Raw genomic sequence first — 23797 nt, forward strand, 5'->3', positions numbered from 1 at the left:
GTGATGCAGCGTCAGCTCCACGGTCGGCCAAATTTGTCACCGACGTGAGTAGCGGCATCGAACAGGCGGGCGGACACTACCAACCCCACCCCGCCACAGACCGCTCGCACCCTCAGCATCCCCACCGTCCCGCACCCCAAGGCGAGTTGGAGCTCGAATGCCCCAGCACGTACCCCCCACCTTGCGCGCGCCACTCCCCCACCACCCGCCGAAGTCCCCCCAGCACGACCCTCCTTCCGGCCCTCCTCCGCATCCCCGCCGGATCGTCTTCCTCGCCCGCCGCGACCTCGGCAACCCGGCCGCCGGCGGCTCCGAACTGCTCATCGACCGTATCGCCGACGGGCTCACCGCTCACGGACACCAGGTCACGCTTCTGTGCGGCGGTCCCGCTGCCTTCCGCGACTACCGCGTGGTCTCGGCCGGGTCGGACGCCGGGCACTTCCTGCGCGCCCGCCACGCCTTCGAACGGCAGGTCGGTGACTGCGACCTGTTCGTCGAGGTGTGCAACGGCATGCCGTACCTCGCCCCGCTGTGGCACCGCGGACCGACACTCTGCCTGGTCAACCATGTCCACACGGACATCTGGGCCGAGCGTTTCCCGAGCCCCGCCGCCCGGCTCGGCAGACGGCTCGAACGCTGGGCGCTGACCCGTGCCCACAGCGGCAACCTGCTGGTCGCCGTATCCCCTTCGACGGCCGACGCGCTCCACGGCCTCGGTGTACCGCGCGAGCGGATCCGACTCGTCCACAACGGTGTCGAGGACCCGGGCCCGCTCGCCCCCACCTCGCCCGAGCCGCTGTTCCTCGCCGTGGGACGCCTCGTCGAATACAAACGGATCGAGCTGCTGCTGCGTCTGTGGGAGAGGGTCAGACCGGTCACCGGAGGCCGGCTCGTCATCGTGGGTGACGGGCCGGAGCGCGCCCGTCTCGAGGCTCTCGCCGGGCCGGGCGTGACCTTCACCGGCCGGGTCTCGGAGGCCGAGAAGCACCGGCTCCTGTGCGCAGCCTGGATTTTGCTGCACCCTTCGCTCGTCGAGGGCTGGGGGCTGGTGGTGACCGAGGCGGCGGCCCGGTCCACACCCGCCATCGGCTTCGACGTACCCGGACTCAGAGACTCGATCGAGGACGGCGTCACCGGCATGCTGGCCCGCGGCGAGAGCTCGTTCGCGGCGGCCTGGTGCACGCTGGCGCTCAGCCCTGAGCGGCGCGAGGCCCTCGGCCGGGCGGCCGGCCGGCGGGCCGCGGACTTCCGCTGGGGCGCAACGGTCCGGCAGTTCCGGGCGGCGGCCGCGGAGGCCGCGCCGCGGCGGAGTGACCGGCTGTGAAGGACCCCTCCATCCGCAGATCCCTCACTCTCTTCCGGGCATTCATGAGCGAGCAGACCGACCCGGACCGGTGTTACGCCCTGCTCGCGCACGACGCGGCCGAGCAGCTCGAGCGGCAGATTCCGCTGCGCGACCGGCTGGTGGTGGACGTGGGCGGCGGACGCGGCCACTTCACAGAGGAGTTCCGGCGGCGCGGTGCGCAGAGCTATCTCTTCGAGCCCGATCTGCGGGAACTGGGCGCGCGGGGCACCCTCCCCGCGGGCTCGGTGGTCGCCGACGGCTACCTGCTGCCACTGGCCGACGGCATCGCCGACATCTGCTTCTCCTCCAATGTGCTGGAACACGTCGCCGACCCGCAGACGTTCCTCAGCGAACTGATCCGCGTCACCCGGCCGGGCGGGCTGATCTACGTCTCGTTCACCAACTGGCTCTCCCCGTGGGGCGGTCACGAGTGGGCGCCCTGGCACTATCTGGGCGCGGAGCGCGCCCGCGCCCGGTACTCGAGACGGACCGGGCGCCCCGCCAAGCACGCCCTCGGCGAGAACCTCTTCGCGATCCACATCGGTCCGACCCTGCGTCAGGTACGGGCCCGCGAGGACGTGTCCCTCGTGACGGCCCGCTCGCGGTACTGGCCGTTCCTCGCGCAGGCCGTCACCCGCGTCCCTGGCCTGCGCGAGATCGCCACCTGGAACCTCCTCCTCATCCTCCGGCGCCGACCAGAAACGGCAGCAGCGATGAACAGTCCACTGCGAGCCACCCGTGGCTGAAACGACGTTGGCCCTCCCCCCGAACCGGCCCGGCAGGCCGGGGCCCACCGCGCCGCCGCCCCAGCCGCCGACCGGCCGGCCGCGACGCAGATCGTGGCTGCTGGCCTTCTGGGCGGCGGTCTTCGTCGCGTTCCTCTCCGTGTCACCGGGCAGGATGACCTTCGAGACCAAGCTCCCAGTGGCCGCCGACCCATGGAAGTTCATCGGCGACCTCGGGGAGCTGTGGCAGAGCCGCGCCGGCTTCGGCGGGCTCTCCAACCAGTACGCCGGATACGCCTTCCCGACCCTCCCGTACTACGCGCTCACCGACCTCGCGCACATCCCGGTGTGGCTGGCCGAGCGGCTGTGGCTCTCGCTGATCGTTGCCACCGCGTTCTGGGGCGCCCTGCGGCTCGCCGAGCGCATGGACATCGGCAGCGCACGGACCCGGCTGCTGGGGGCCGTCGCCTACGCACTGTGGCCCACCTTCACCATCGTCGTCGGCTCCACCTCGGCGGCCGCACTCCCCGGCGCGCTGCTTCCGTGGGTACTGCTGCCGCTCACCGCCACCCGCACCGGCCCCCGGGTGGCCGCTGCCACATCCGCACTGCTGATCCCCTTCATGGGCGGGGTCAACGCGGCATCGACCCTCGCCGCGCTGCTGCCCGTAGGGCTCTATCTGCTCAGCCGCCCGGCAGGGCCTCGCAAGCGCGCCCTGATCGCCTGGTGGGTTCCAGGTGTCGTGCTCGCCACCGCATGGTGGGTGATCCCGCTGCTGCTGCTCGGCGTCTACGGCGAAGACTTCATGCCGTACGTCGAACAGGCCGACACCACCACCGGCACGATGTCGGCGACCGAACTGCTGCGCGGCGCCGGCAACTGGGTCGCCTACCTCCACTTCGGAGAAGCCTGGCTTCCCGCCGGCTGGACCGTGGCGACCGCGACGGTCACCATCCTCAGCTCGGCACTCGCCGCCGCGCTGGGTCTCGCGGGCCTGGCCCGGCGCGATCTGCCCGAGCGACGCTGGCTGCTGCTCACCGTGCTGGCCGTCGTCCTGATCGCCCTGGCCGGATACGCCGGTTCCCTCGGCGCACCCTTCCACGAACCGGTCCGGGACTGGCTGAACGGGCCGCTGCGGCCGTTCAGGAGCATCTACAAATTCCAGCCCGGGCTCGCTCTCGCGCTCACCTTCGGCCTGATGCACCTGGTGGCGACGGCGAGCGAGAGCCGTGGTGCCCGGCCGTACCCGGCGCGGCGTTACGCCCCCATGATCGCCGCGCTGCTGGTACTGCCCGGTCTGGCCTGGCCGTACGTGAACGGGACGGTCCTGCAGCCCGGCGCCTTCAAGAAGCTGCCCGGCCAGTGGACACAGGCCGCCGACTGGCTGGAGAAGAACTCGCCCGACAGCCGCGCCCTCGTCGTCCCCGCCACCGCCCACGGGCTCTACACCTGGGGCTCCCCCATCGACCAGCCCTTCGACGTGCTCGCCGACTCCCGCTGGGCGCAACGCGACTTCGTGCCCTTCGGGACGCCCGGCTCGCGACGGGCGATGGACGCGGTGGAACAGGCGCTCATGAGTGGCAGCGAAGTTCCGGGCCTGCGCGACTACTTGTCACGCGCCGGCCTGTACTTCGTCGTCGTACGCAACGACCTCGACCCGGACCAGATCGGATACGTCCCGCCGATCACCGTGAAGCGCACCCTGGAGGCCTCCGGCTACCGGAGAGTCGCCGGATTCGACCCGGTACTCACCGCCGGCAGGATCCCCAGCGACACACCCTTGCAGGTCCAGGGCATTTTCCCGCGGATGCAGGCCGTCGAGATCTACGAGCCGGCCAGCACCCGGCGGCCCGGCCAGGTCGGCCTGCAGCCGGTCGCCGACACCGCGGTGGTCAGCGGCGGTCCCGAAGCGCTGCTGCAACTGTCCGCCGATCCGCGGCTCCGGGAGCGTCCCACCGTGCTCACCGGGGACAACCACCCGGGGCTCGGCACACCCGCGGCGCAGTACGTCGCGGACGGGCTGCGCCGCGCCGACACCCGCTTCGGACTGGTCAACAGCAACACCTCGTACACCTACACCGCGGACGAACGGAACCCCACCGGGAGCCTGCAGGACCCGGGTGAGCAACCGCGGCAGATCCTGCCGGTGAAGGGCGCCGGCCACCAGACGACGGCCGTCCTGCGGGGCGCCGCCTCCGTGACCGCCTCCAGCAGCGGCAACTGGCTGTTCCACCTGCCGCAGTACGACCCGGTCAACGCCTTCGACGGCAACCCGGGGACCGCGTGGGCCGAGGGCAGCGCCAAAGACGCCGCGGGCCAATGGCTCCGTATCGGCTTCTCCTCGCCCACCGACATCCCCGCCTCGCTTCAGCTCACTCCGCTGCCCGGCGACCACATGCGGGCCGCCCCCACCCTCGTACGAGTCGAGACCGACCAGGGCTTCGAGGACAGCCCGCTGAGCCCGAACGGAAACCCGCAGCCGGTCAAGGCACCCGCGGGACAGGCCAAGTGGCTGAAGATCACCGTCCTGGCGGCCCAGTCGCCGAAGGCCGGACTCGGCGGCGCGGGCTTCAGCGAGGTATCCGTCCCCGGCGTCCAGGTGACCCGGCTGCTCCGGCTGCCCACCGACGCACGCGACACCGAGGCCCGGGCGGAGGTGTTCTCGCTCCACCGCGGCAGCGACCCGGGCGGTCTCTCGCCGGTCTCGGCCGAGGAGGGCCTGCACCGCCGGCTCAGCGTCGGCCGGGGCGGAGACTTCGCCGTCACCGCGCAGGCGCTGCCGGTGCCGGGCGAGGGACTGGACCGGCTCGTCACGGGCGCCGATCCGCGGCAGGGACGGCGGATCACGGCGACCGCGGACTCGACCAGCCGGCTCGGGAACGGTCTCAGCCCGCGCAATCTGGTCGATGAGGACCTGACCACCGCGTGGATCGCCGGCGACCGGCCGGTCATCCATCTGCGCTGGCCCGGCCGGAAGACCATCGACGAGATCGTCCTCGCGGCCGCGGGCGGACTCTCCACCCGGCCCGAGCAGATACTGATCAGCACCCCGAACGGCGCCGTGACGGCCGCAGTCGACGACAACGGCCTGGCCCGCTTCGAGCCGATCACCACGGACCGGCTCGACATCACCATCAGCCGGGCCGCGCCGCTGACCGTCCACAACCCCGTTGCCGACAACCGGATGCAGTTGCCGGTGGGCCTCAGCGAGGTCTACGTGCCGGCGCTCGCCGACCTTCGCACACCGCCACCGGCCTCGCACTTGAGGTTCTCCGTGCCGTGCGGCGAGGGCCCTCCCGTCGCTGTCGACGGCACGCTGCACGCCACGAGCGCGTCGGGGACGGTGCGCGACCTGACCGAGCGCCGGCCCGTCGAGGTCAAGCTCTGCCGGACACCGGGCGGCACTCTTGCGCTGGGCCGTGGACTGCACCAGGTGGAGGCGGGCGACGAAGGTCCCCTCGCGCTCACCGACATCACGCTGACCGGCGGCGAGGTCCGCCCGCCTGCGGTGAGCGGACAGCGGGAGGCGACCGCGGTCGACTGGCGCGGCGACCGGCGGTCCGTGACCGTCGGGGCGGGCGAGGCCGGCTACCTCCAGATGTACGAGAACGCCAACGACGGCTGGAAAGCCACCCTGAACGGCAAGAAGCTGATCCCGTTGCGGATCGACGGCTGGCAACAGGCCTGGCTGATCCCCGCGGGCGCGGGCGGCACGGTCGAGCTCGAGTACGAACCCGTGCTGCTCTACGACATCGGGCTGATCGGCGGCGCGGTGGCGGTGGCGCTGCTGGCAGCTCTCGCACTAGTACGCCGCCGGAGCACCGCCCCGGACTTCGCGGCAACGGCCCCGCCTGCGCCCGGATGGGTTCTGGGCTGCGTCGCGCTGACCCTCGTGGTCGCGGTCGTGGCGGGCCCCTTCGCGCTGCTCGTCCCAGCGCTGGCGGTAGTCGCCCGTCTGCGGCACTCCCTGCTGGTGCCGATCGCACTGGTGGCGATGGCCGGCGCAGGGGTCGCGGCCGCGACGGGGGCGGGCGATCCGGTCTCCGCTGGCCAGGGCGCGTTCGGTCCGGTGGCCCAACTGCTGGCGCTCATCGCGCTGTGCGCGGCCGTGGTCACCGTGGAACCGCGGGTGCGGGGCGGCACACCAGCCTCCGCGGCGCCGACCCCGCCGACCGCGGCCCCGCAGCCGCAGGCCCTGCCCCGGCGCGCGCGGTCGGCAAGCGGCCCCGCCGAGCGTCTCGGGCCCGACCTCGCCGAACGAACCGGGCCGGACCCCGCCGAACAAACCGGGCGCAGCCCGGTCCCCGACCCTGATCCGCCCGGCGTCTTACCGCTCAACACACGGGAGGCCCCGCCGAGATGACCGCCCTGCAACCCGCCCGGCCCGGGCCGCCGACCGAGCCCGCTCTCGGCGGCAGGATTCCGTTCCCGACCGTCGATGAGATCTCCCGGCACTGTCTCCGCAAGGAGGAGCCCGAGACCGTACACATAGAGGTGTGCCTGCCCCGGCAGCCGGATCCGGACCGGCTTCGGGCGGCGTTCGGCGAGGCCCTGCGCCGGCACCCGCGGATTCTGGTGCGCGAGGCACCCGGCCCCTGGTACCGGCGACGCTACGAGTGGGAGTTGACCGGCACCCCGGACGTGGATCCCGTCGGCTTCCCGGAGCCGGGGCCCGATGCACTACAGCGGGCCAGGGCCAGAGCGCTCGGGGAGGCTCCGCCGCTGTCCCTTTCCCCGCCCGTCCGGCTGGACGTGGTGAGGCCCTCGTCGACGGACAGCTCGTGTGTGCTGCTGTTGACGCTCAACCACACCGCCCTGGACGGGCCCGCCTGTCTGCGCGTACTGGCCACGGCCGCCGAGTTGTACGGCGGCGGCGCTGCCGTCTCCCCCACACCACCCGTACGCAATCCGCCCGGCGGGCCGGGGCGGCCGGGGCCACCGCCGCCCACCCGCACGGTCGGACCCGCCAGGCCCGCTCGGGTGGCCCCCGCGAGCGACGTCCGGCGTACCGGCGGAAACGGCCTGCTGCTGGCCGAACTGCCGGTGCCGCGCCGCCCCGCCGGGTCCGGCTACACCGTCAACGACCAACTCCTCGTCGCCACCTGCCTGATGATCGCCCGCTGGAACCGGCTGCACGATGCCCCACCCCGTCCGATGCGCATCACCATGCCCGTCGACGACCGGCCCCGGGGCGCCGAGATGCCCATCGGGAACGGCACCCGTCTCGTGGAGGTCGGATTCGCGGCGCGGGAGTGCGCGCGGGAGCCCGGCCCCGAGGCTGTCGCCGCCATGCTTCACCGCACCGCGGAACGCACCCGCGCCCTGAAGTCGGCGCCACGCCCTCAACTCGGCCACGCCGCCGCCCTCCTCACCGCACCCGCCCTGCCTGTCGGGCTACGGGCCGCCCTGACCCGCGGCGCTCGGCGGGCTGCCGCTCCCTGGACCTCGACGACGCTGCTCAGCAACATCGGGCGCATTCCATACCCGCTGGACTTCGCGGAGGCGGGCCGGGCAGAGGCCGTCTGGTTCTCGGCTCCCGCCGCGATGCCGCGCGGGCTGACCGTGACCACCGCCAGCACGGGGGGACGGCTGCATCTGGCGCTGCGCTGGTCGCGCGCTCTCCTCGACGACGCGGCAGGACAGCAGCTGTGCGACTTCTTCGCTGAATATCTGGCGGACATGTCGGCCATGGCGGCCCTGCCGGCCGAGTCAGGAGGTGACGGGCCATGACGGGAACTCTCCCCGCGGAGCTGCGCGAGTTCTACGAGAACCCGGCCGTCCCCGTCGCCTCCGGAGACGAGCGCAGCCGCCGCCAGGCGCTGATGCTGGCCCGAGTACTGCCTCCCGAGCCCTCCCTCGTCGTCGACGTCGGCTGCGGCGACGGCTCCGCGGCAGCCACCGCGGGGCCGCTTCTGTCCCCTCACCGGATCGTCGGCGTCGACTGGTCCCAGGACGCGCTGCGCCGCGCCGCCACCCGAATGAACCATGTCGTGCGGGGTGAGCTGACGTCGGGCGGTCTGCCGTTGGGCGATGCGACCGCCGACGCCGTGCTCTTCAGCGAGGTGATCGAGCATCTGGTGGACCCCGACAGTGCCATGGACGAGCTGCGCCGCATCCTCAAACGGGGTGGCCATCTGATGCTCTCCACCCCGAACCTGGCCGCCTGGTACAACCGGTTGCTGCTGGCCGCCGGAGTGCAGCCCGTCTTCTCGGAGGTCAGCCTGCGCGGCATCCACGGCCGGCCCGGATCCCAGGTTGTGGGCCATCTGCGCCTGTTCACCGCCCGTGCCCTGCGGGAATTCCTCACCGCCGCGGGCTTCGAGGTGGTCACCCTGGCCGGCGCGCCCTTCCACGGTGTTCCGCGCCCACTGCGCCTTGTGGACCGCGCCGCCTGTGCCGCGCCGTCCGTGGCCTCCATCCTCCTGGTGCACGCCAGGCGGGTGTAGCGCCGTGTGGTGGGGGGTGGCATCGGCCCTGCTGGCCAACGTCTTCTACAGCACAGGCTTCGTACTCGAGAAGCGGGCACTGTCCGGCCTGCCGCCACTGAGCTCGGGACAACCGGCCCGAGTCGTACGGCTGCTCATCGGCAGCCCCTTGTGGCTCGGCGGTTCGCTCGCGCTCGCCGCGGGCTTCGCGGCACAGCTCGCCGTCTACCGCACCCTTCCCATCGCTGCCGCGCAGGGCATCTTCGTCTCCGGTCTCGTGCTGCTTCTGCTGCTGTCCGCGGTCGTGCTGGGCGAGCGCCCCACCGGCCGCGAGCGACGCGGCGTTGTCGTGATCACCCTCGCCCTCCTGATGGTGGTGGCCTCCCTCCAGGACACCGACGCCGTGGGCGGGCATGCCTCGGCCGGACGTGTCCTGCTGATCTGCCTGCCCGCGCTCGCGGCGGGGCTGTGGCTGTACTGGGCCGTGGAACGCCGAGCCCGCCGCCGCCACCGGCTGCCGACCGCGGGCGTCGAGTACGGCGTCGCCGTCGGGCTGTTGTACGGCGTCAGCTCGCTCGCCATCAAGGGCGTCTCCGGGCATCTGACGACCCGCGATATGGGGGACGCCGTCTTCGCCCTGCTGACATCCCCCTATCCGTACCTCCTGCTCGTCACCTCAGTCACCGGCCTGGTCCTGTCCCAGACCGCGCTGCAGCGCTGCCGGGCATCTCTGATCGTGCCCGTGTGCACCACCGTCACCTGTCTGTTCACGGCGGCGCTCGGCACTTTCGTCTTCGGCGAGTCCCTGCCGGAAGACCCGCTGCGGCTGGCGCTGCGACTCGGCGGCACCGCACTCGCCGTCTCCGTACTGCTGATCCTTCCGCGTCATGACGAACCCCCCACCCCGGCAAAGGAATTGGCCCATGAAGCATGACGATCCCCTGCTCCGGATCATCGCCTGCCCGATCGACAAGGGGCGGCTCGCGCTGCTCCTGCCCGAGGAGTTCCTCTACAACCCGAGGCTGCGCCGCCGCTATCCGATCATCGACGGGATCCCGCAACTGCTTCCCTCTTCCGGCGCACGGGTACCCGACGAGGAGCACGAGCGGATCCTCAGGCGGATCGGTCCGTGACATCGCCGCCCAGGCCGCCCCATGGCGGTCCTGCGCCGCCGGCGGTCAGGCCGGCGGCCCGGGGCAAAGAGAAAGCGGTGCGCGGCTCACTCCTACCCGCCACGCCCTCAGGCGCACGGATCCCGCCGGTGCGCGGCGGCCCCGAGCGGCGCCCGGTGCGGCACGGCTCCCGCACCCGTCGGCCGAGCCTGCCGCCCGCGCCGCCGAAGCACCGCGCCGCAGCGGTGGACGCCCCGGCAGCAGATCGTCAATGTTTGACCACGGAGGACCTTGCGGTGTTAGAAAGGTCAATATGGTCAAAGGTTTCGACCGATTCCGGAACGCACCGGCTCGGTCACTGACCGACAAGCGCCGCCGGAGCCTCGCCGGGCAGGTCTTCGCCCTGCAGGTGGCTGTGGCGGTGCTGCTTGTCGCCGCCGCGGTGGTGGCGCTTGTGCTGCAGTCCCGGCACGACGTCAACACCGAGGCCAAGCGCCGTTCGATCGCCGTCGCGGAGACGTTCGCGCACTCTCCGGGCGTCCTGGACGCGCTGAAGACCCCTGATCCCTCCAAAGTGCTCCAGCCGCTCACGGAGGCGGGGCGAAAGGCAGCCGGCGTCGACTTCATCGTGGTGATGGACACGAAGGGGATCCGCTACACGCATCCCCAGCCGGACCGGATCGGGCACAGGTTCGTCGGCACCATCGAGCCCTCGCTGGCCGGTCGCGTGTACACCGAGAGCGTCTACGGCCCGCTCGGCCACGAGGTACAGGCCGTCGTCCCCGTCTACGACGAAAAGGGCAAGGTCGTGGCCTTGGTGTCGGCCGGCTTGAAGGTCAAGAACGTGACCAGCGTGGTGGAGCGGCAGCTGCCGATCATCTTCGGCGCAGGAGCGGCCGCGCTCGTCCTGGCCACGGCCGGGACGGCGCTGGTGGCCAGGCGGCTGCGGCGGCAGACCCACCGTCTGGGCCCGGCCGAGATCACCCGCATGTACGAGCATCACGACGCGGTGCTGCACGCCGTACGCGAAGGTGTGCTCATCATCGACAAAGACGGTCAGCTGGTGCTGGCGAACGACGAGGCCAGACGACTGCTGGATCTGCCGCCGGACGCCGAGGGGCGGCACATCTCGGAGCTGCCCAGCCTTGATCCCGGTACCTTGGACCTGCTGGCCTCGGGCCGCGTGGCCACGGACGAGGTGCACCTGGCCGGGGAGCGGTTGCTTGCGGTGAACCAGCAGCCCACGGATGTCCACGGTGGCCCCAAGGGGACGGTCGCGACCCTGCGTGACTCCACGGAGCTGCGGGCGCTGTATGGCAGGGCGGAGATGGCCCGCGAGCGGCTGCAACTGCTGTACGACGCCGGTCTGGGCATCGGTACCACCCTCGACATCGTCCGCACCGCCGAGGAACTGGCGAAGGTCGCGGTCCCACGGTTCGCCGACTTCGTCACCGTCGATCTGGCCGACCCCGTCCTGCGCGGCGAGGAGCCGGCCGGTACGGGCACGGACATGCGCCGCACCGCGGTCCACGGCATCCGGAACGACCATCCCCTCTATGAGCTCGGCCGCCTGATCGACTTCCTTCCCTCCACACCGCAGGCACGGGGTTTCGGCAGCGGCCGCACGGAGCTGGTGCCCGACCTGTCCGCCGCGACGGGCTGGCATGCCCAGGACCCGGACCGGACGCGGATGATCGTCGAGTACGGCATCCATTCGCTCATCGCGGTGCCGCTCCAGGCGAGGGGAGTCATCCTGGGCGTGGCCAACTTCTGGCGCTCGCAGGAGCCCCAGCCGTTCGAGGAGGACGACCTCTCCCTGGCCGAGGAACTGGTTGCCAGGGCGGCGGTCAGCATCGACAACGCCCGCCGCTACACCCGTGAGCACACCCTGGCCGTGACGTTGCAGCGCAGCCTGCTGCCGCGGGCCCTGCCCGAGCAGAGCGCCCTCGATGTCGCCCACCGCTACCTTCCCGCGCTGTCCGGGGTGAGCGGCGACTGGTTCGATGTGATCCCGCTTCCGGGCAGTCGAGTGGCGCTGGTCGTCGGGGATGTCGTCGGCCACGGCCTGCATGCCGCCGCCACGATGGGACGGCTGCGCACAGCGGTGCACAACTTCTCCACGCTCGACCTGCCGCCCGACGAGATCCTCAGCCACCTCGACGACCTGGTCGGGCGTATCGACCAGGAGGATGTGGGGGCGGCGGCCGCCGGTGGAGGGGTCATGGGCGCCACCTGCCTGTACGCGATCTACGATCCCGTCTCCCGCCACTGCACCATGGCGCGGGCCGGACATCCCCTGCCCGCGCTGGTCCACCCCGACGGCAGTGTCTCGTTCCCCGACCTTCCGGCCGGGCCGCCTCTGGGACTGGGCGGTATGCCGTTCGAGACCGCCGAACTGGAACTGGCAGAGGGCACGCAACTCGTCCTCTACACCGACGGGCTCATCGAGGACCGCACCCGGGACATCGACGTGGGAATCGAGCTGCTGCGCCAGGCGCTGGCGTCCCATCCCGACCGGCAGCCGGAAGAGAGCTGTCGGGCGGTGCTCGGGGAGCTCCTGCCCGGCCGGCCGAAGGACGACGTGGCGCTGCTCATCGCCCGCACACGGGCCATCCCGCCCGACCAAGTCGCCTGCTGGGACGTGCCTTTCGAACCTGCTGCCGTGGCAGTGATGCGCGCAACCGTGGCCGAGAAGCTGGACGACTGGGGACTGTCCGAGCTCGCGTTCGCCGTGGAGCTCGTACTCAGCGAGCTGATCACCAACGCCATCCGCTACGGCTCCGCACCGGTCACCGTGCGACTGCTGCGCGACCGCACCCTGACCTGCGAGGTGACCGACGGCACCAGCACCGCGCCCCACCTGCGCTACGCGGCGACCATGGACGAGGGAGGCCGCGGCCTGTTCCTCGTCGCACAGATGGCCGAACGCTGGGGCACCCGCTACACCCCCCAGGGGAAGGTCATCTGGGCGGAGCTGTCGCTGCCCCGGTCCGGCGGGGGCCTGGACGGACCTGGTAATTCGATGTCCTCGACGCGGAACCCCGGCTGATCAACCGAGTCCGCCCGCCGATGCCCGAGCCGGCTCTCGGACGATGCGCTCGCCGGGCACGATCCTTCGCTGCACGCGGCCGTTCGCGGCACGCGTTCGCGGCACGCGGCCGTTCGCGGCACGCGGCGCTTCACCGCGACGTCGTCGGCGCGGGGTGCCGCGGAGCAGGATCGGGCGCCGCCTCCTCCTCGTCCGCCTCGGCCTGGCGGGCCGAGCGGTGCGCCAGGTAGGGGGTCAGTGCGGACCCGGCCGCGAGGATGAGCGCCGAGACGAGGAACGCGGTCCGGTAGCCCTCGGTGAGGGCCTCCGCGCGGGAGTGGTACGCCGAGAACGACGCAGTGGTCGATGCGGCGAGTGTGCCGAGGACGGCCAGGCCTATGGCTCCACCGATCTGCCGGGTGGTGTTCACCAGCCCGCTGGCGAGCCCCGAGTCGGCAGGCCGTACGCCGGTGACCGCGGCGCCTGTCAGCTGGACGAATGCGATTCCGAGGCCGAGGCCGATGACGACGATGGGGCCGAGTACGTCGGCGAGGAACGTGCCGTCTGCGGAGATGCGGGACAGCCAGAGCAGTCCCGCGGTCTGGGTGAGCAGCCCCGCGGCGAGGGCGACGTTCGGGCCGAGCCGGCGGGCGAGCCGCAGTGCGAGCGACGAGCCCAGCATGTTCGCCGCCGCCAGCGGAAGTTGGGACAGTCCCGCCTCCAGGGGGCCGGCGCCGAGCACCTGTTGTTGGTAGAGGGGCAGGAAGAAGAAGAGTCCGACCCAGACGGAACCCAGCAGCGCCATGACGAGATTGGCGGGGGCGACCAGGCCCGCGGAGAACAGGCGCGGCGGCAGCAGCGGTGCGGGGTGGCGCCGTTCGACCAGGACGAAGACGAGGAGCAGGACGCACGCGGTCGCGAAGGAGCCCAGGACCAGGGGGTCGCTCCAGCCGGAGCGGCCGGCGGCCGTGAGCCCGTAGACGAGGGCGACCAGGCCGAGCGTGACGGTGACCGTTCCGACGAGGTCGAGGCGCCGGGGAGCGCCGTCGGGCCGCGGGGTGGCGGGCACCAGGACGATCGTGCAGGCGAGGACCAGGACCGCGCCGATCGCGGACGCGTGGAAGACCCAGGGCCAGCCCAGCCCCTCGGTGAGCACCCCACCCAGGAGGACTCCGGCCGCACCGCCCGCACCCGAGACCGCGCCCCAGACCCCGAGCGCCTTGCCGCGCCCCGGCCCCGGTGGGAAGAGCTGCATGACCAGGGAGAGCGCCGCGGGTGCCACGGCGGCCGCTCCGACGCCCTGTGCGGTACGTGCGGCTATCAGCATCCAGGGCGTGGTGGCCAGGCCCGCGACGAGCGCGGCGGCGGAGAAGAGCCCGAGACCGGCGAGGAGGACGCGGCGGCGGCCGAGGAGGTCGGCGGCGCGTCCGCCCAGGAGGAGCAGCGCTCCGAACGCGAGCCCGTAGGAGTTGACGACCCAGGCCATACCGGTTTCGGAGAGGCCGACGCCGTCGCGGACTGCGGGAAGGGCGACATTGACGATGGAGGTGCTGAGCGCGACGGCGAATTGCGCGCCGGCCAGAACCGCCAGCGCGGCGCCCGGCCGTACGGCGGAGGAGGAACCGCCGGGGTCCGCGGCCAGGGGCGGGACGCCGGACCCGTCGGCGGGTCCGTCCAAGCTTTCAGACATCGAGATCTCCTATGTGTGGTTAAACACTCACTTGGTTGCCCGAAGAAAGAGCGAGGCGCCGACCCCCGGAGAAACGCGGACCGCCGCCCCGCCGGGACAGTCGACGAACAGTCGTCAGTAGTGCGTGACGCCCGCCGCGAGGTCGTGTTGCCGAAGTACCTCCGCGCGGCGAAGGCTCCAACGGCGGTACGGAGCACCGTGTCTCGGCGTTCTTCAGCCGTGGACAATCGACGGTGCATGTGAGTAGTCAACCACTCACGCATTTCACTGTCAAACCGCCCCGGTCGCCGACACGGAAGGCTGCCGCCACAGTCTGCACGACATGCGTCGCAGCCTCTTCGCCCGGGCCGTCAGGCCCCCGGCAGCCCCATGGAGTCGGCGAGCGCCTGCATCTCGGCGTCCAGCAGCGTCGCCGCCCGGTGCCCCATGCTGCTGAACTGACCCTGCACCTCGAGGCTGACGATGCCGTGCAGGCGCGCCCACGCCACCACCGTCCCCGCGAGCGCCATGGCCGGGTCCACGCCCGCGTCCGGGGCGCAACCGCGCACCCAGTCGGCGACCGCCGGCGTCTCGTCGAGCCACTGCTGCATCTGCTCCCGGAGTTCCCCGACCCCCGGCGGGCACTGCCCACGTCCAAGGACGGGCAGCAGGGGACCGAGGACCGCCCTGGCCCGGTCGACCGTCTCGGCCGGTGCTTCACAGGAGGGCGACGGTGTACCCGCGAGGAGTAGGTAGAGGTGAGGGGCGCCGACGGCCCACTCCCGGTAGGCAGTCCCCAGCGCATGCAACTGCTCACGGGGCGAAGCGTCCACCGTGCGAGCGGCCGTGCCGCGCATCGCGGCGGCGGCTCCGTCGTACGCGTCGCAGATCAGCTCGGTGAGCAGGTCGTCGCGGTTCTTGAAGTACTTGTACAGGGCCGGGCCGGTGAGTCCCATCTGCTTGGCCACGGCATTGAGACTGAGCGCGGCGATACCCCCGGCCCGGATCTGCTCCAGCGCGGCCTGCTTGATCTCGCCGCGCACCTGCTCTCGGTAGCGCTGACGTGGTGTGGTGTTGCCGACCGCCATACCGCTCCGACCTCCCCATTGCTTGAGTTATAGACAGTAACTCAAGCAATGACCCTTCCCTATTCGGCGTGCCGTACGACGCAGCGTGGCCGTACGACGCAGCCGGGAGCCAGGCGCCCAGGCGGGCTCCTCCAGCGTGACATCAGTTACATCTATGCCGCATTTCATCTGTTTTGGTGAATTATTTGGTGCGAATCCACCTACGACGAGCTGCCCTGGCGGCTCAAAGCGCTTTCCGGCCGGTCTGCGCCACAGGGAGAGACATTGGGACGCGCACCCACCAGAACTGGCAACTGGCGGACAGTTCTGTCCGTCGCAGGCGGGGCTGTCGTGCTCGGGCTCGGCGGCCTCTACGCCACCGGCCTCGCGGTCGGCGACGACATCGCCGAAGGCACACGGGTGCGCGGGGTCGACATTGGCGGGATGAGCCGGGCAGAGGCCCAGCGGGTCCTGGACAGAAAGCTCGGGCCGGCCTTCGCGGCGCCGGTCGCGTTGAAGATCGGTGACCGCGTCGAGAAGGCCGATCCCGGCGCACTCGGGCTGTCCCTGGACGCCGCCGCGTCCGCCGACCGTGCCGCAAGCCCAGGATCCGATCCGGTCAACGTGATCGGCAGGCTCTTCGCCTCCGACGGCGGGGACGTCGAGCCGGTGATACGCGTGGACGAGCAGAAGAGCCGGGCCGAGATCGACCGCATCGGTACGGCCGCCAAGCGGCAGGTCCGCGACGGGGCCATATCGTTCGAGAACGGCAGAGCGAAGGCCGTCGCCCCGGTCACCGGCGTCACCCTGATCACAGACCGGGCGCTGGACCCCATTCGCGACGCCTACCTTCGCACGCCGGATTCGGGCCCCGCTGTGCTGCCGGTGAGGCAGACGCAGCCGCGGATCGGCCCGCGGGAGACCGAGCGGGCCGTGAAGGAGTTCGCCCGGCCCGCGATGTCCGGCCCGGTCACAGTCACCTTCGCCGACAAACGCATATCCATCGGCCCCTCCGCGCTCGGCAGGCATCTGACGATGAAGCCCGACGGCCGAAACCGCCTCGTGCCGGCCCTCGACTCCAAGGGCCTGCTCGCCGACCCCGCCGTCTCCCGTCCCGTACGGGAAGCCGCCCCGGGCCCTCGGGATGCAACGCTCGGGCTCGACGGCGACGACCGCGTAGTGGTGACCCAGGAGGGCCGCGTGGGACGGCTGGTCACCGAGAAGGCACTCGGCAAGGCCGTCCTGCCCCTGCTGACCGCCTCCGGCGCGGCCCGCACCGGCGAGATCGCCACTGTCGTGGTCCCACCGCAGCTCACGAGCGCATCGGCACAGCGGCTCGGCATCAAGGAGAAGGTCTCGTCCTTCACCGTCGCTTTCCCGGCCGCCCCCTACCGCAGCACCAATATCGGCCGCGCCGTGGAGCTCATCAACGGCTCGGTCGTCCTCCCCGGACAGGAGTGGAGCTTCAACCGAACGGTCGGCGAACGCACCAAGGAGAACGGCTTCGTCGACGGCATCATGATCAACAACGGTCAGTATGTGAAGTCTCCAGGCGGCGGCGTCTCCGCAGTCGCCAGCACCATGTTCAACGCCATGTTCTTTGCCGGGGTCAAGCCCGTGGAGTACGGCGCCCACTCCTTCTACATCGAGCGCTACCCCGAAGGCCGCGAGGCCACGGTCGCGTGGGGCACTCTCGACCTGCGCTGGACCAACGACTTGGACCACGCCCTCTACATCCGGGCCGAGTCCACCGGCACCTCGGTGACCATCACCTTCCTCGGCACCAAGAAGTACGACGAGATACGTGCGACCCAGGGGCCGCGCACCAACATCAAGCAGCCGGCAACGCGCACGGGCAGCGGCCCGAAGTGCGAGGTCCAGACCCCGCTCGAAGGGTTCGACGTCGTCGTCGGCCGCGTCTTCGTCCAGGACGGCCGGCAGGTCAGACGCGAAGACTTCAAGACCCACTACACGCCTCGCGACAAGGTCACGTGCACGGAGGATCCCGCCCCCGCAGCGGCGGCGGATCAACCGGACGCACCGCGCGCGACAGCAACGCCCGACAGCGACCGCCTCGGCTGATTCGCGTCCGCCTGCGTCCCCGGGCAAGCGCGCCGCCCGCGCCGTGCCGACTCCCGCACGCGCACCGTCAGCGGGTGGTGAGCACCATCCGGAACCTGGCGGCGCCGGACATCATCTTTCGGTAACCCTCACCGACTTGATCCAGCGGCACGATCTCGGTCATCGGGCGGATCCCGTGCAGGGCGCTGAATGCCATGGTGTCCTGCACGTCCTGCGCCGTGCCGGACGGGTGACCGCGGATGATCTTGCCTTGTATGAGCAGCTGGACTGGGTTGATTCCCAGCGGCTCGGGGGTCACGCCGATGACCACCAGCTCGCCGCGGTGGGACAGCCCGTCCACGGTCGCCGTGATGGCGTCGGAGTTGGCGGCGGTGGCCAGGACGACCTTGGCACCGCCGAGTGACTGCAGTGCATCCGCGACGGTGGTGTCCGCCGTGCTGTCGATGTAGTGGTGCGCGCCGAGCTGCTTGGCGAAGTCGGCCTTGGCGGCTCCGCGGGCGATGGCCACGGTCTCGAAGCCCATGGCGGCCGCGTACTTCACCCCCAGGTGGCCAAGGCCGCCGATGCCGAGTACGGCGACCAGGTCACCCGGCCGTGCGGCGCTGCGCCGCAGTCCGTTGTACGTGGTCACCCCGGCGCAGGCCAAGGGCGCCGCATCGGTCGCCGCCAGTGCGTCGGGGATGCGGGCCAGGGCGTCGGCCGGTGCGATCACCGTCTCGGCGTAACCGCCGTCGTAAGCCCCTCCGGGAAGCTTCAGGTTCTCGCACACGACGAAGTCGCCCTGTCTGCAGGGCGTGCAGTGGCCGCAGCTGCCGCCGAACCAGCCCACTGCCACCCGGTCGCCCACCTGCCAGCCGCTGTATGTTCCCTCGCCGGTCTCCTCGATGCGCCCGGCGATCTCATGCCCGGGAACCAGCGGATATCGCAGGCCCGGCAACATGGCGTTCACGAAAGCGGAGTCGCTGTGGCAGATCCCACAGGCGTCCACGGCGATGCGTACGTGGCCGGGGCCCGGCCGCTGCACCTCGCGCTCGACGATCTCGAACGGACCGCCTGCGGCGGCTACTTGCCCGACTCGATAGGTACTCATCTGAGGTCTCTCCGGTGTGCGGGTGCGACAGGCCCCCTCAATCAGCAGACCAGCTCAGGCCCGATCGCGCGCGCCGAAGCGGATCAAGTGAGCACCCGGCAGCAGACGCTTCGCACGCACAGACGCCGTCTGCCGGCCCGGCCGTCGCTCGACGCCACCGGGGACGGCGTGCGACTTCACCACGTGTGTGATGCGCTTGATGGAGTGGACGACCCGCGGCACTACCCGGGCCCGACCCCCGGCGGCCTTTCCCCACAGGCGGTCTCCGCGCAGGAGCGGAGACGGGCTGTGAGAAGGAGGAGCCATGTCCGACACGACGAAAGCGCCCCGGCACCTGAGCGGCCTGCGGAACGCTCGCTACGGCGAGATCCTCCTCATCTCGCCGGGCGAGGACGGTCATCTCAAGGCAGCCGTCTACAACACCTTCGGTCTCAACGACTGTCCGCCGGAGCGGTGGAACGCGCTCGACCCCCCTGCGCTGGCGGAGCAGTTCCAGGTGCCGATGGTGTTCCTGAACGGACCCCGCTTCTGGACGATCGACGAAGTCACGGCGTTCGAGTGGGGGGACACCGCGATGTTCGACGGCCTGGAGGCCCGCTGCGTGGCCGAACTCCGCATCCCCGTGGAGATCGACGTCACCGGGGCGACGGCCAGGAAGTTCTATGTCGATTCCACGGTGAAACGGGACACCGAGTACGTCCTGTCCAGCGGCAAACCGGTGCACGCGCTACTCGCCCCGGGCGACCGCACATACGTCCTCCAGGCGTACTCCCACACCGTGGACGACAGCCAGACCATGGACTCCCTGGCCACGCTCGGCCAACGGCTGCAACTCCCCCAAGGGTGGCGGTATCGGGTCCACATCCCGGCAGACGACCTTGTCGTGCGGACCGTCGCGGGAGATGCCCACGTCGTGCAGGACGAACTGGAGAACACCTACATGCTCCTCGCCCACTGAGCCGCGGCCCGGCGGCGGGCTGCGCGTCGGTCGGCTCCCGCCGGCTCCCGCCCGCCCGATCCGGTATCACCCCACCACGGGACGCCGGCCGGCACCAGCCAGTTCATTGAGAGGGCCGTCGGTCAGCGTGGCGCGCTGGTCGATCACCACCGGCAGCCGTGCCATGGCGGAGGGCTCGATGAGACCCGCCTGCCCCAGGACCGATGCCTGATCCCAGTAGATGTGCTCGCTCGCAATAAGGGTGCCGTCGAACGACACGACCGCCACAACCGCGATGTCCATCGCCCTCCCCGTCGGAGCCACGCCGGGGAGGATCCAGGGGACTTCGACGTCATGGGTGAACGAGGCCAGCATCTCCTCGACGATGCGGTCGTCGCTGGTGGTCCGGGTCAGGGTCTCAAGTGTGAAGTCCCGTGGATTGCGGCCGATGAACCATCGGCGGTAGAAGTCGCGTACGGGCTCCCTGCCGCGGGCGCCCATGGCAGTGGGCACATGGAGCACCGCTGGTGCGTCCGTCATGGTCTCCATCGTCGTGTCGACGTCGAGTGTGGTGAACTCGCTGCTGGTGTGGAGCTCCCACACGCGCTCCAGCTGCGAGCGGACGGAGTCGGTCGTCATGGAAGGGCCTCCTCGGGCTTCCATCCCCAAGCGGTGATCAGTCCGGGTGAGAGCGCGGCACATTCGGGCGAGTCGAGAGAGCGGATGGCCGCGTCGACCGTCGCTTCGTCAACCAGCCCGGTGTCCACGATGGTTGCCCTCGCGCGGTCCCAAGTTTCCGCCCAGAAGCGGCTGATGGGGCTGCCGGGAAGCAAAGGAGGTACATAGATCTCGGCCGCGACGGAGGTGAGACCGGCGTCGCGCAGCAGTCGTGGATACTGTGCCACCCAGGTGACGTCGGTACCGATGGTGTTTCGCAGCCCTTGCCACATCGCTCGCATGACCTCGGTGTACGGGGTGCTGGGGGCGTCTGCCGTCGTCAGGTCGACGGCGTCGCCGAGAACCAGCACACCGCCCGGGGCCACCAGCTCGCAGAGCTTGGTGATCATGCGCCGGTAGGAGGGCAGATGCATCAGGACGAACCGCGCGTGGACCAGGCGGAACCGGCCCGGGTCGAAGTCCGGGGCGCTGATGTCGGCCTCCAGTACCCGGAGCCCGGCAGTCGGGGTTGCCGCCAGGAAGCGTACGTCGCGGTCGACCGCGAGCACGGAAGCGACCCCGGCCCGGCTCAGCAGCTGCCTTGCGACTGTGCCGGTGCCCGCGCCCACGTCCAGGCAGTGCCAGCCTGGGCCGGCTCCCAGCTCTTCAAGACGGGCCAGGGTGGTGGCGTCATAGGTGAGCCCGCCAAGGTCGATGCGCTCGGCCTCGCCGCTCCGCTCGGGCCTGAACACCGCTTCTCCATAGCCGCTTCGGGACGGAGACTGAGTATCTTCCTGGTGAGGCAGAGACATGTACGCGTCACCAACTTAGCTCGGGACGTCGCGCGAACGGGGCGCTGCCGGGCGCGGGTGGCAGAGGGCAGCCGCCGACTCGTACCCTTTCATTATGACCGTTGAGCCCGGTCGCTTCCTGTCGCACCCGGCCCTGTACCGATCGGCCGAAGAATTCCGCTCGCGATGAGCCAGGCTTGCCTTGAAGTGCGCTCCAATCCGTAGGTTCGATGCCATGACCAGCCAACAGCGCAAAATCAACTCCGGGTTCGGAGTGCGAAGCACCACGACAGGTGTTCTGCGGTGCATCGACCTGTCCGGGAAACTCGCGATCGTGACCGGGGGCTATTCGGGAATTGGTCTGGAGACGACGCGGGCCCTCGCCGGCGCGGGAGCACGCGTCGTCGTCCCCGCACGGCGCCGCACCACTGCCCAGGAGGCCGTGAACGGGATCGACAGGGGAGCTGGACCTGACGGACCTGGAGAGCGTGCGGTCCTTCGCCGAGCCTGTTCGCCCTGCATCTGGACGCGCTGGGACGGGACGCGGGAGTGAGGGCGTTTTCGCTGCACCCGGGCGCGATCCGTACCCAGTTGGGCCGTCACATGTCCAAGGAGGAGCTGGAGGAGCTGGTAGCGACGATCGGCGCCAGTGCGACGGACAGCGGCTTGAAGACGCCCGAACAAGGCGCGGCCACGCAGGTGTGGGCAGCGACCTCACCACAGCTGGCAGGTGTAGGTGGCGTCTACTGCGAGGACTGTGACATCGCCGAGCCCGCAGCGAAGGACACAGCTCTGGGCGGCGGAGTGAGTGCTTGGGCCACTGATCCCGAGCGGGCCGCCCGGCTGTGGAAGCTGTCAGCCGAACTCACCGGTATCGATTTCACCTTGGGTACGACCCGCCGCCCGTGAGAGCGGCAGGCCGTCGGCCGGGTCGCGGCACAGAGTTCTTCGCGGTGTCGGCTGCGGGCGACTTGATGCCGAAGTCGGTGGAGTTCAGGACGTTGCGCTGCGGCGACCGGTGCGGTCGGTGTAGATCTCGCTGGAGTAGCGGGCGGATGCGGCGCAGGCTGGGGTTACCAGACGGCCGGGCCGGTCTTGTCGAAGAAGCCGCCGGTCGGACCGTCGGCGCCGATGGTGGCCATGCGGACGATGGCGTCCGTGCCCTCTTCGACGCTCTGGAGGCCCTGGTGGCCGTTGAGGTCGGTGGCGGTGTAGCCGGGGTCGACGGCGTTGAACCTGATGGCCGGGTACGCCTTGGCGTACTGCGAGGTGATCATGACCAGTGCGGTCTTGGAGGAGTTGTAGTCCAGCAGCGCCACCTGGAACTCGATGCGGTTGGGGTCGGAGGTCGCCGCCAGCGAGCCCAGGCCGCTGCTGACGTTGACGACGACCGGGGCGTCGCCGGCCTGCAGGAGCGGCAGGAAGGCGTGCGTGACGCGCACGACGCCGAAGACATTGGTGTCGTAGGTGGTCTGCATGTCGGACCCGGTGACCTCGCCGACCGGCTTGCCCGCGCCGATGATCCCGGCGTTGTTGACCAGGACGTCGAGGTGGCCGGCGTCCTCGCGGACGAATTCGGCGGCGGCCTTGACGGAGTCCTCGTCGGTGACGTCGATCTGGACGAAGCGGGCGCCGAGCTCGGCGGCCGCCTCCTGACCGCGCCGGGCGTCGCGTGCCCCGATGTAGACGGTGTGCCCAGCCTCGATCAGGCGGCGGGCCGCCTCGAAGCCGAGGCCCTTGTTCGCTCCGGTGATCAGTGTGGTGGTCATGCGTTCACTCCGTTGATCGGTGGGTTGGTGATGCCTCCACCGTCGTCGCACCGGGGACGAACAGGCAGTACCCGCCTTTGCCTGTGGACTGCCAGTACCAGGCTGTCCGGGCGCGGCGGCCGGATACTGGTGGCGTGAGCGCATCCAAGGAACTGGGCACAGCACTGCGCGGCTGGCGCGACCGGACAGCCCCCGCCGAGGTCGGACTGCCCACCGGTGGAGTACGGCGGGCCGCGGGCCTTCGGCGCGAGGAACTGTCCCAGCTCGCCGGCCTGTCGGTGGACTACATCGTCCGCCTGGAACAGGGCCGGGCCACCTCACCGTCCCAGCAGGTCCTGTCCGCGCTCGCCCGCGCCCTGCGGCTGTCGGCGGCCGAGCGTGAGCACCTGTTCCTCCTCGCGGGCCAGCCGGCGCCCGGCCCCGGCCAGCTGTCGGCGCACATCTCACCCGGGGTGAGGCGACTGCTCGACCAGCTGGACGGCGCACCGCTGAGCGTGCACGACGCCGCCTGGAACCTGATCCTGTGGAACCCGCTGTGGGCCGCCCTGTTCGGGGACGCGTCCTCGCTGCGCGGACGCGAGCGCAACATCGCGTGGCGCCACTTCGCCGGCCTGCCCGGCCGGGTCAGCCACACCCCCGAGCAGGAGGCCCGATTCGAGGCGGCCGTGGTCGCCGACCTCAGGGCGGCAACCGCCCGGTACCCCGCCGATGCCGGCCTGCGCTCCCTGATCCAGGACCTGCAGGGGGTCAGCACCGACTTCGCACGCCTGTGGGAGACGGGAATCGTGGGTGTCCACGAGACGGCCACCAAGACCATCCACCACCCCGATGTCGGAACGCTCACCCTCGACTGCGACGTGCTCGTAGCCGCGGGCAGCGATCTGCGTATCGTCGCCTACACCGCCGCCCCCGGCAGCGACGCCGCCGACCGGCTCAAGCTCCTCAACGTCATCGGCACCCAGGCCATGACCAAGGGCAGCACCCCGGTGTAAGAGTCAACGTGTCCGGGACGGCTGCCGCGCCTCGTGGTTGAACCGAGGTGGGGCCAGCAGCGGCGCGTACGGCCACATGCGGCAGGATGGCGATCGCGTCGGACCAGT

At 71.0% G+C, this 23797-nt stretch carries 17 protein-coding genes and 1 pseudogene; 12 read left to right on the forward strand and 6 right to left on the reverse strand.

Annotation, left to right across the window (positions count from 1 at the left end):
- Nucleotides 1-157 precede the first annotated feature (157 nt).
- From ACFYWY_RS24220 to ACFYWY_RS24255, 8 genes are all read left to right on the forward strand, one after another.
- Nucleotides 158-1324, forward strand: a complete 1167-nt coding sequence (locus ACFYWY_RS24220) for a glycosyltransferase family 4 protein (protein WP_389190100.1) — start codon at nucleotides 158-160, stop codon at nucleotides 1322-1324.
- Complete coding sequence (locus ACFYWY_RS24225) at nucleotides 1321-2091, forward strand: class I SAM-dependent methyltransferase (RefSeq protein ID WP_389190101.1); 771 nt, start codon at nucleotides 1321-1323, stop codon at nucleotides 2089-2091. The genes ACFYWY_RS24220 and ACFYWY_RS24225 overlap by 4 nt, the downstream gene beginning before the upstream one ends.
- Nucleotides 2084-6433 (forward strand): alpha-(1->3)-arabinofuranosyltransferase family protein, encoded by a 4350-nt coding sequence (locus ACFYWY_RS24230; RefSeq protein WP_389190102.1) that lies wholly within the window; start codon nucleotides 2084-2086, stop codon nucleotides 6431-6433. The genes ACFYWY_RS24225 and ACFYWY_RS24230 overlap by 8 nt, the downstream gene beginning before the upstream one ends.
- Nucleotides 6430-7800, forward strand: a complete 1371-nt coding sequence (locus ACFYWY_RS24235) for a condensation protein (RefSeq protein WP_389190103.1) — start codon at nucleotides 6430-6432, stop codon at nucleotides 7798-7800. Before ACFYWY_RS24230 ends, ACFYWY_RS24235 begins: the two co-directional genes overlap by 4 nt.
- On the forward strand, nucleotides 7797-8516 hold the full coding sequence (locus ACFYWY_RS24240; protein WP_389190104.1) for a class I SAM-dependent methyltransferase: 720 nt from the start codon (nucleotides 7797-7799) through the stop codon (nucleotides 8514-8516). Before ACFYWY_RS24235 ends, ACFYWY_RS24240 begins: the two co-directional genes overlap by 4 nt.
- 4 nt (nucleotides 8517-8520) lie before the next feature.
- Complete coding sequence (locus ACFYWY_RS24245; RefSeq protein ID WP_389190105.1) at nucleotides 8521-9429, forward strand: DMT family transporter; 909 nt, start codon at nucleotides 8521-8523, stop codon at nucleotides 9427-9429.
- Nucleotides 9419-9628 carry a Trm112 family protein gene (locus ACFYWY_RS24250; RefSeq protein WP_389190106.1) on the forward strand — a complete coding sequence of 70 codons (210 nt, stop codon included), beginning with the start codon at nucleotides 9419-9421 and terminating at the stop codon, nucleotides 9626-9628. The genes ACFYWY_RS24245 and ACFYWY_RS24250 overlap by 11 nt, the downstream gene beginning before the upstream one ends.
- 292 nt (nucleotides 9629-9920) lie before the next feature.
- Entirely contained in the window at nucleotides 9921-12656 is a 2736-nt protein-coding gene (locus ACFYWY_RS24255; RefSeq protein WP_389190107.1) for a SpoIIE family protein phosphatase, read from the forward strand.
- Nucleotides 12657-12786: 130 nt separating this feature from the next.
- Here the strand turns inward: ACFYWY_RS24255 and ACFYWY_RS24260 are convergent, their stop codons facing one another.
- Nucleotides 12787-14325: an MFS transporter gene (locus ACFYWY_RS24260; protein WP_389190108.1), complete on the reverse strand. Its 1539-nt coding sequence runs from the start codon at nucleotides 14323-14325 to the stop codon at nucleotides 12787-12789.
- A 350-nt stretch (nucleotides 14326-14675) separates the two neighbouring features.
- Nucleotides 14676-15392, reverse strand: a complete 717-nt coding sequence (locus ACFYWY_RS24265) for a TetR/AcrR family transcriptional regulator (RefSeq protein WP_389190109.1) — start codon at nucleotides 15390-15392, stop codon at nucleotides 14676-14678.
- 264 nt (nucleotides 15393-15656) lie between these two features.
- Between ACFYWY_RS24265 and ACFYWY_RS24270 the strand changes: the two genes are divergently transcribed.
- Entirely contained in the window at nucleotides 15657-17453 is a 1797-nt protein-coding gene (locus ACFYWY_RS24270) for a VanW family protein (protein WP_389190110.1), read from the forward strand.
- A gap of 67 nt (nucleotides 17454-17520) precedes the next feature.
- On the opposite strand, the gene ACFYWY_RS24275 is transcribed toward ACFYWY_RS24270, so the two are convergent.
- Nucleotides 17521-18543 (reverse strand): alcohol dehydrogenase, encoded by a 1023-nt coding sequence (locus tag ACFYWY_RS24275; protein ID WP_389190111.1) that lies wholly within the window; start codon nucleotides 18541-18543, stop codon nucleotides 17521-17523.
- A gap of 304 nt (nucleotides 18544-18847) precedes the next feature.
- Between ACFYWY_RS24275 and ACFYWY_RS24280 the strand changes: the two genes are divergently transcribed.
- Nucleotides 18848-19501 carry a hypothetical protein gene (locus tag ACFYWY_RS24280; protein ID WP_389190112.1) on the forward strand — a complete coding sequence of 218 codons (654 nt, stop codon included), beginning with the start codon at nucleotides 18848-18850 and terminating at the stop codon, nucleotides 19499-19501.
- Nucleotides 19502-19567: 66 nt separating this feature from the next.
- Here the strand turns inward: ACFYWY_RS24280 and ACFYWY_RS24285 are convergent, their stop codons facing one another.
- Nucleotides 19568-20119, reverse strand: a complete 552-nt coding sequence (locus ACFYWY_RS24285; RefSeq protein WP_389190113.1) for a nuclear transport factor 2 family protein — start codon at nucleotides 20117-20119, stop codon at nucleotides 19568-19570.
- Nucleotides 20116-20949 carry a class I SAM-dependent methyltransferase gene (locus ACFYWY_RS24290; RefSeq protein WP_389190114.1) on the reverse strand — a complete coding sequence of 278 codons (834 nt, stop codon included), beginning with the start codon at nucleotides 20947-20949 and terminating at the stop codon, nucleotides 20116-20118. Before ACFYWY_RS24290 ends, ACFYWY_RS24285 begins: the two co-directional genes overlap by 4 nt.
- 214 nt (nucleotides 20950-21163) lie before the next feature.
- Here ACFYWY_RS24290 and ACFYWY_RS24295 point away from each other — a divergent pair.
- A pseudogene (locus ACFYWY_RS24295) lies at nucleotides 21164-21837 on the forward strand (SDR family NAD(P)-dependent oxidoreductase).
- Between the two features lie 164 nt (nucleotides 21838-22001).
- Here ACFYWY_RS24295 and ACFYWY_RS24300 read toward each other — a convergent pair.
- A complete protein-coding gene (locus ACFYWY_RS24300) occupies nucleotides 22002-22697 on the reverse strand; it encodes an SDR family NAD(P)-dependent oxidoreductase (RefSeq protein WP_389190115.1) in 696 nt (231 codons plus the stop codon).
- A gap of 134 nt (nucleotides 22698-22831) precedes the next feature.
- Between ACFYWY_RS24300 and ACFYWY_RS24305 the strand changes: the two genes are divergently transcribed.
- Nucleotides 22832-23689 (forward strand): helix-turn-helix transcriptional regulator, encoded by an 858-nt coding sequence (locus tag ACFYWY_RS24305; protein ID WP_389190116.1) that lies wholly within the window; start codon nucleotides 22832-22834, stop codon nucleotides 23687-23689.
- Nucleotides 23690-23797 lie beyond the last annotated feature (108 nt).

It is taken from the genome of Streptomyces sp. NPDC002870 (genome assembly GCF_042888505.1).
Lineage (GTDB): Bacteria > Actinomycetota > Actinomycetes > Streptomycetales > Streptomycetaceae > Streptomyces.

Excerpts from the sequence above, each read along its gene's own strand:
- ACFYWY_RS24250 (WP_389190106.1), top strand. The coding sequence starts at position 9,419 with ATGAAGCATGACGATCCCCTGCTCCGGATCATCGCCTGCCCGATCGAC.
- ACFYWY_RS24240 (WP_389190104.1), top strand. The coding sequence starts at position 7,797 with ATGACGGGAACTCTCCCCGCGGAGCTGCGCGAGTTCTACGAGAACCCG.
- ACFYWY_RS24260 (WP_389190108.1), bottom strand. The coding sequence starts at position 14,325 with ATGTCTGAAAGCTTGGACGGACCCGCCGACGGGTCCGGCGTCCCGCCC.
- ACFYWY_RS24290 (WP_389190114.1), bottom strand. The coding sequence starts at position 20,949 with ATGTCTCTGCCTCACCAGGAAGATACTCAGTCTCCGTCCCGAAGCGGC.
- ACFYWY_RS24220 (WP_389190100.1), top strand. The coding sequence starts at position 158 with ATGCCCCAGCACGTACCCCCCACCTTGCGCGCGCCACTCCCCCACCAC.
- ACFYWY_RS24300 (WP_389190115.1), bottom strand. The coding sequence starts at position 22,697 with ATGACCACCACACTGATCACCGGAGCGAACAAGGGCCTCGGCTTCGAG.
- ACFYWY_RS24280 (WP_389190112.1), top strand. The coding sequence starts at position 18,848 with ATGTCCGACACGACGAAAGCGCCCCGGCACCTGAGCGGCCTGCGGAAC.
- ACFYWY_RS24265 (WP_389190109.1), bottom strand. The coding sequence starts at position 15,392 with ATGGCGGTCGGCAACACCACACCACGTCAGCGCTACCGAGAGCAGGTG.
- ACFYWY_RS24285 (WP_389190113.1), bottom strand. The coding sequence starts at position 20,119 with ATGACGACCGACTCCGTCCGCTCGCAGCTGGAGCGCGTGTGGGAGCTC.
- ACFYWY_RS24235 (WP_389190103.1), top strand. The coding sequence starts at position 6,430 with ATGACCGCCCTGCAACCCGCCCGGCCCGGGCCGCCGACCGAGCCCGCT.
- ACFYWY_RS24275 (WP_389190111.1), bottom strand. The coding sequence starts at position 18,543 with ATGAGTACCTATCGAGTCGGGCAAGTAGCCGCCGCAGGCGGTCCGTTC.
- ACFYWY_RS24255 (WP_389190107.1), top strand. The coding sequence starts at position 9,921 with ATGGTCAAAGGTTTCGACCGATTCCGGAACGCACCGGCTCGGTCACTG.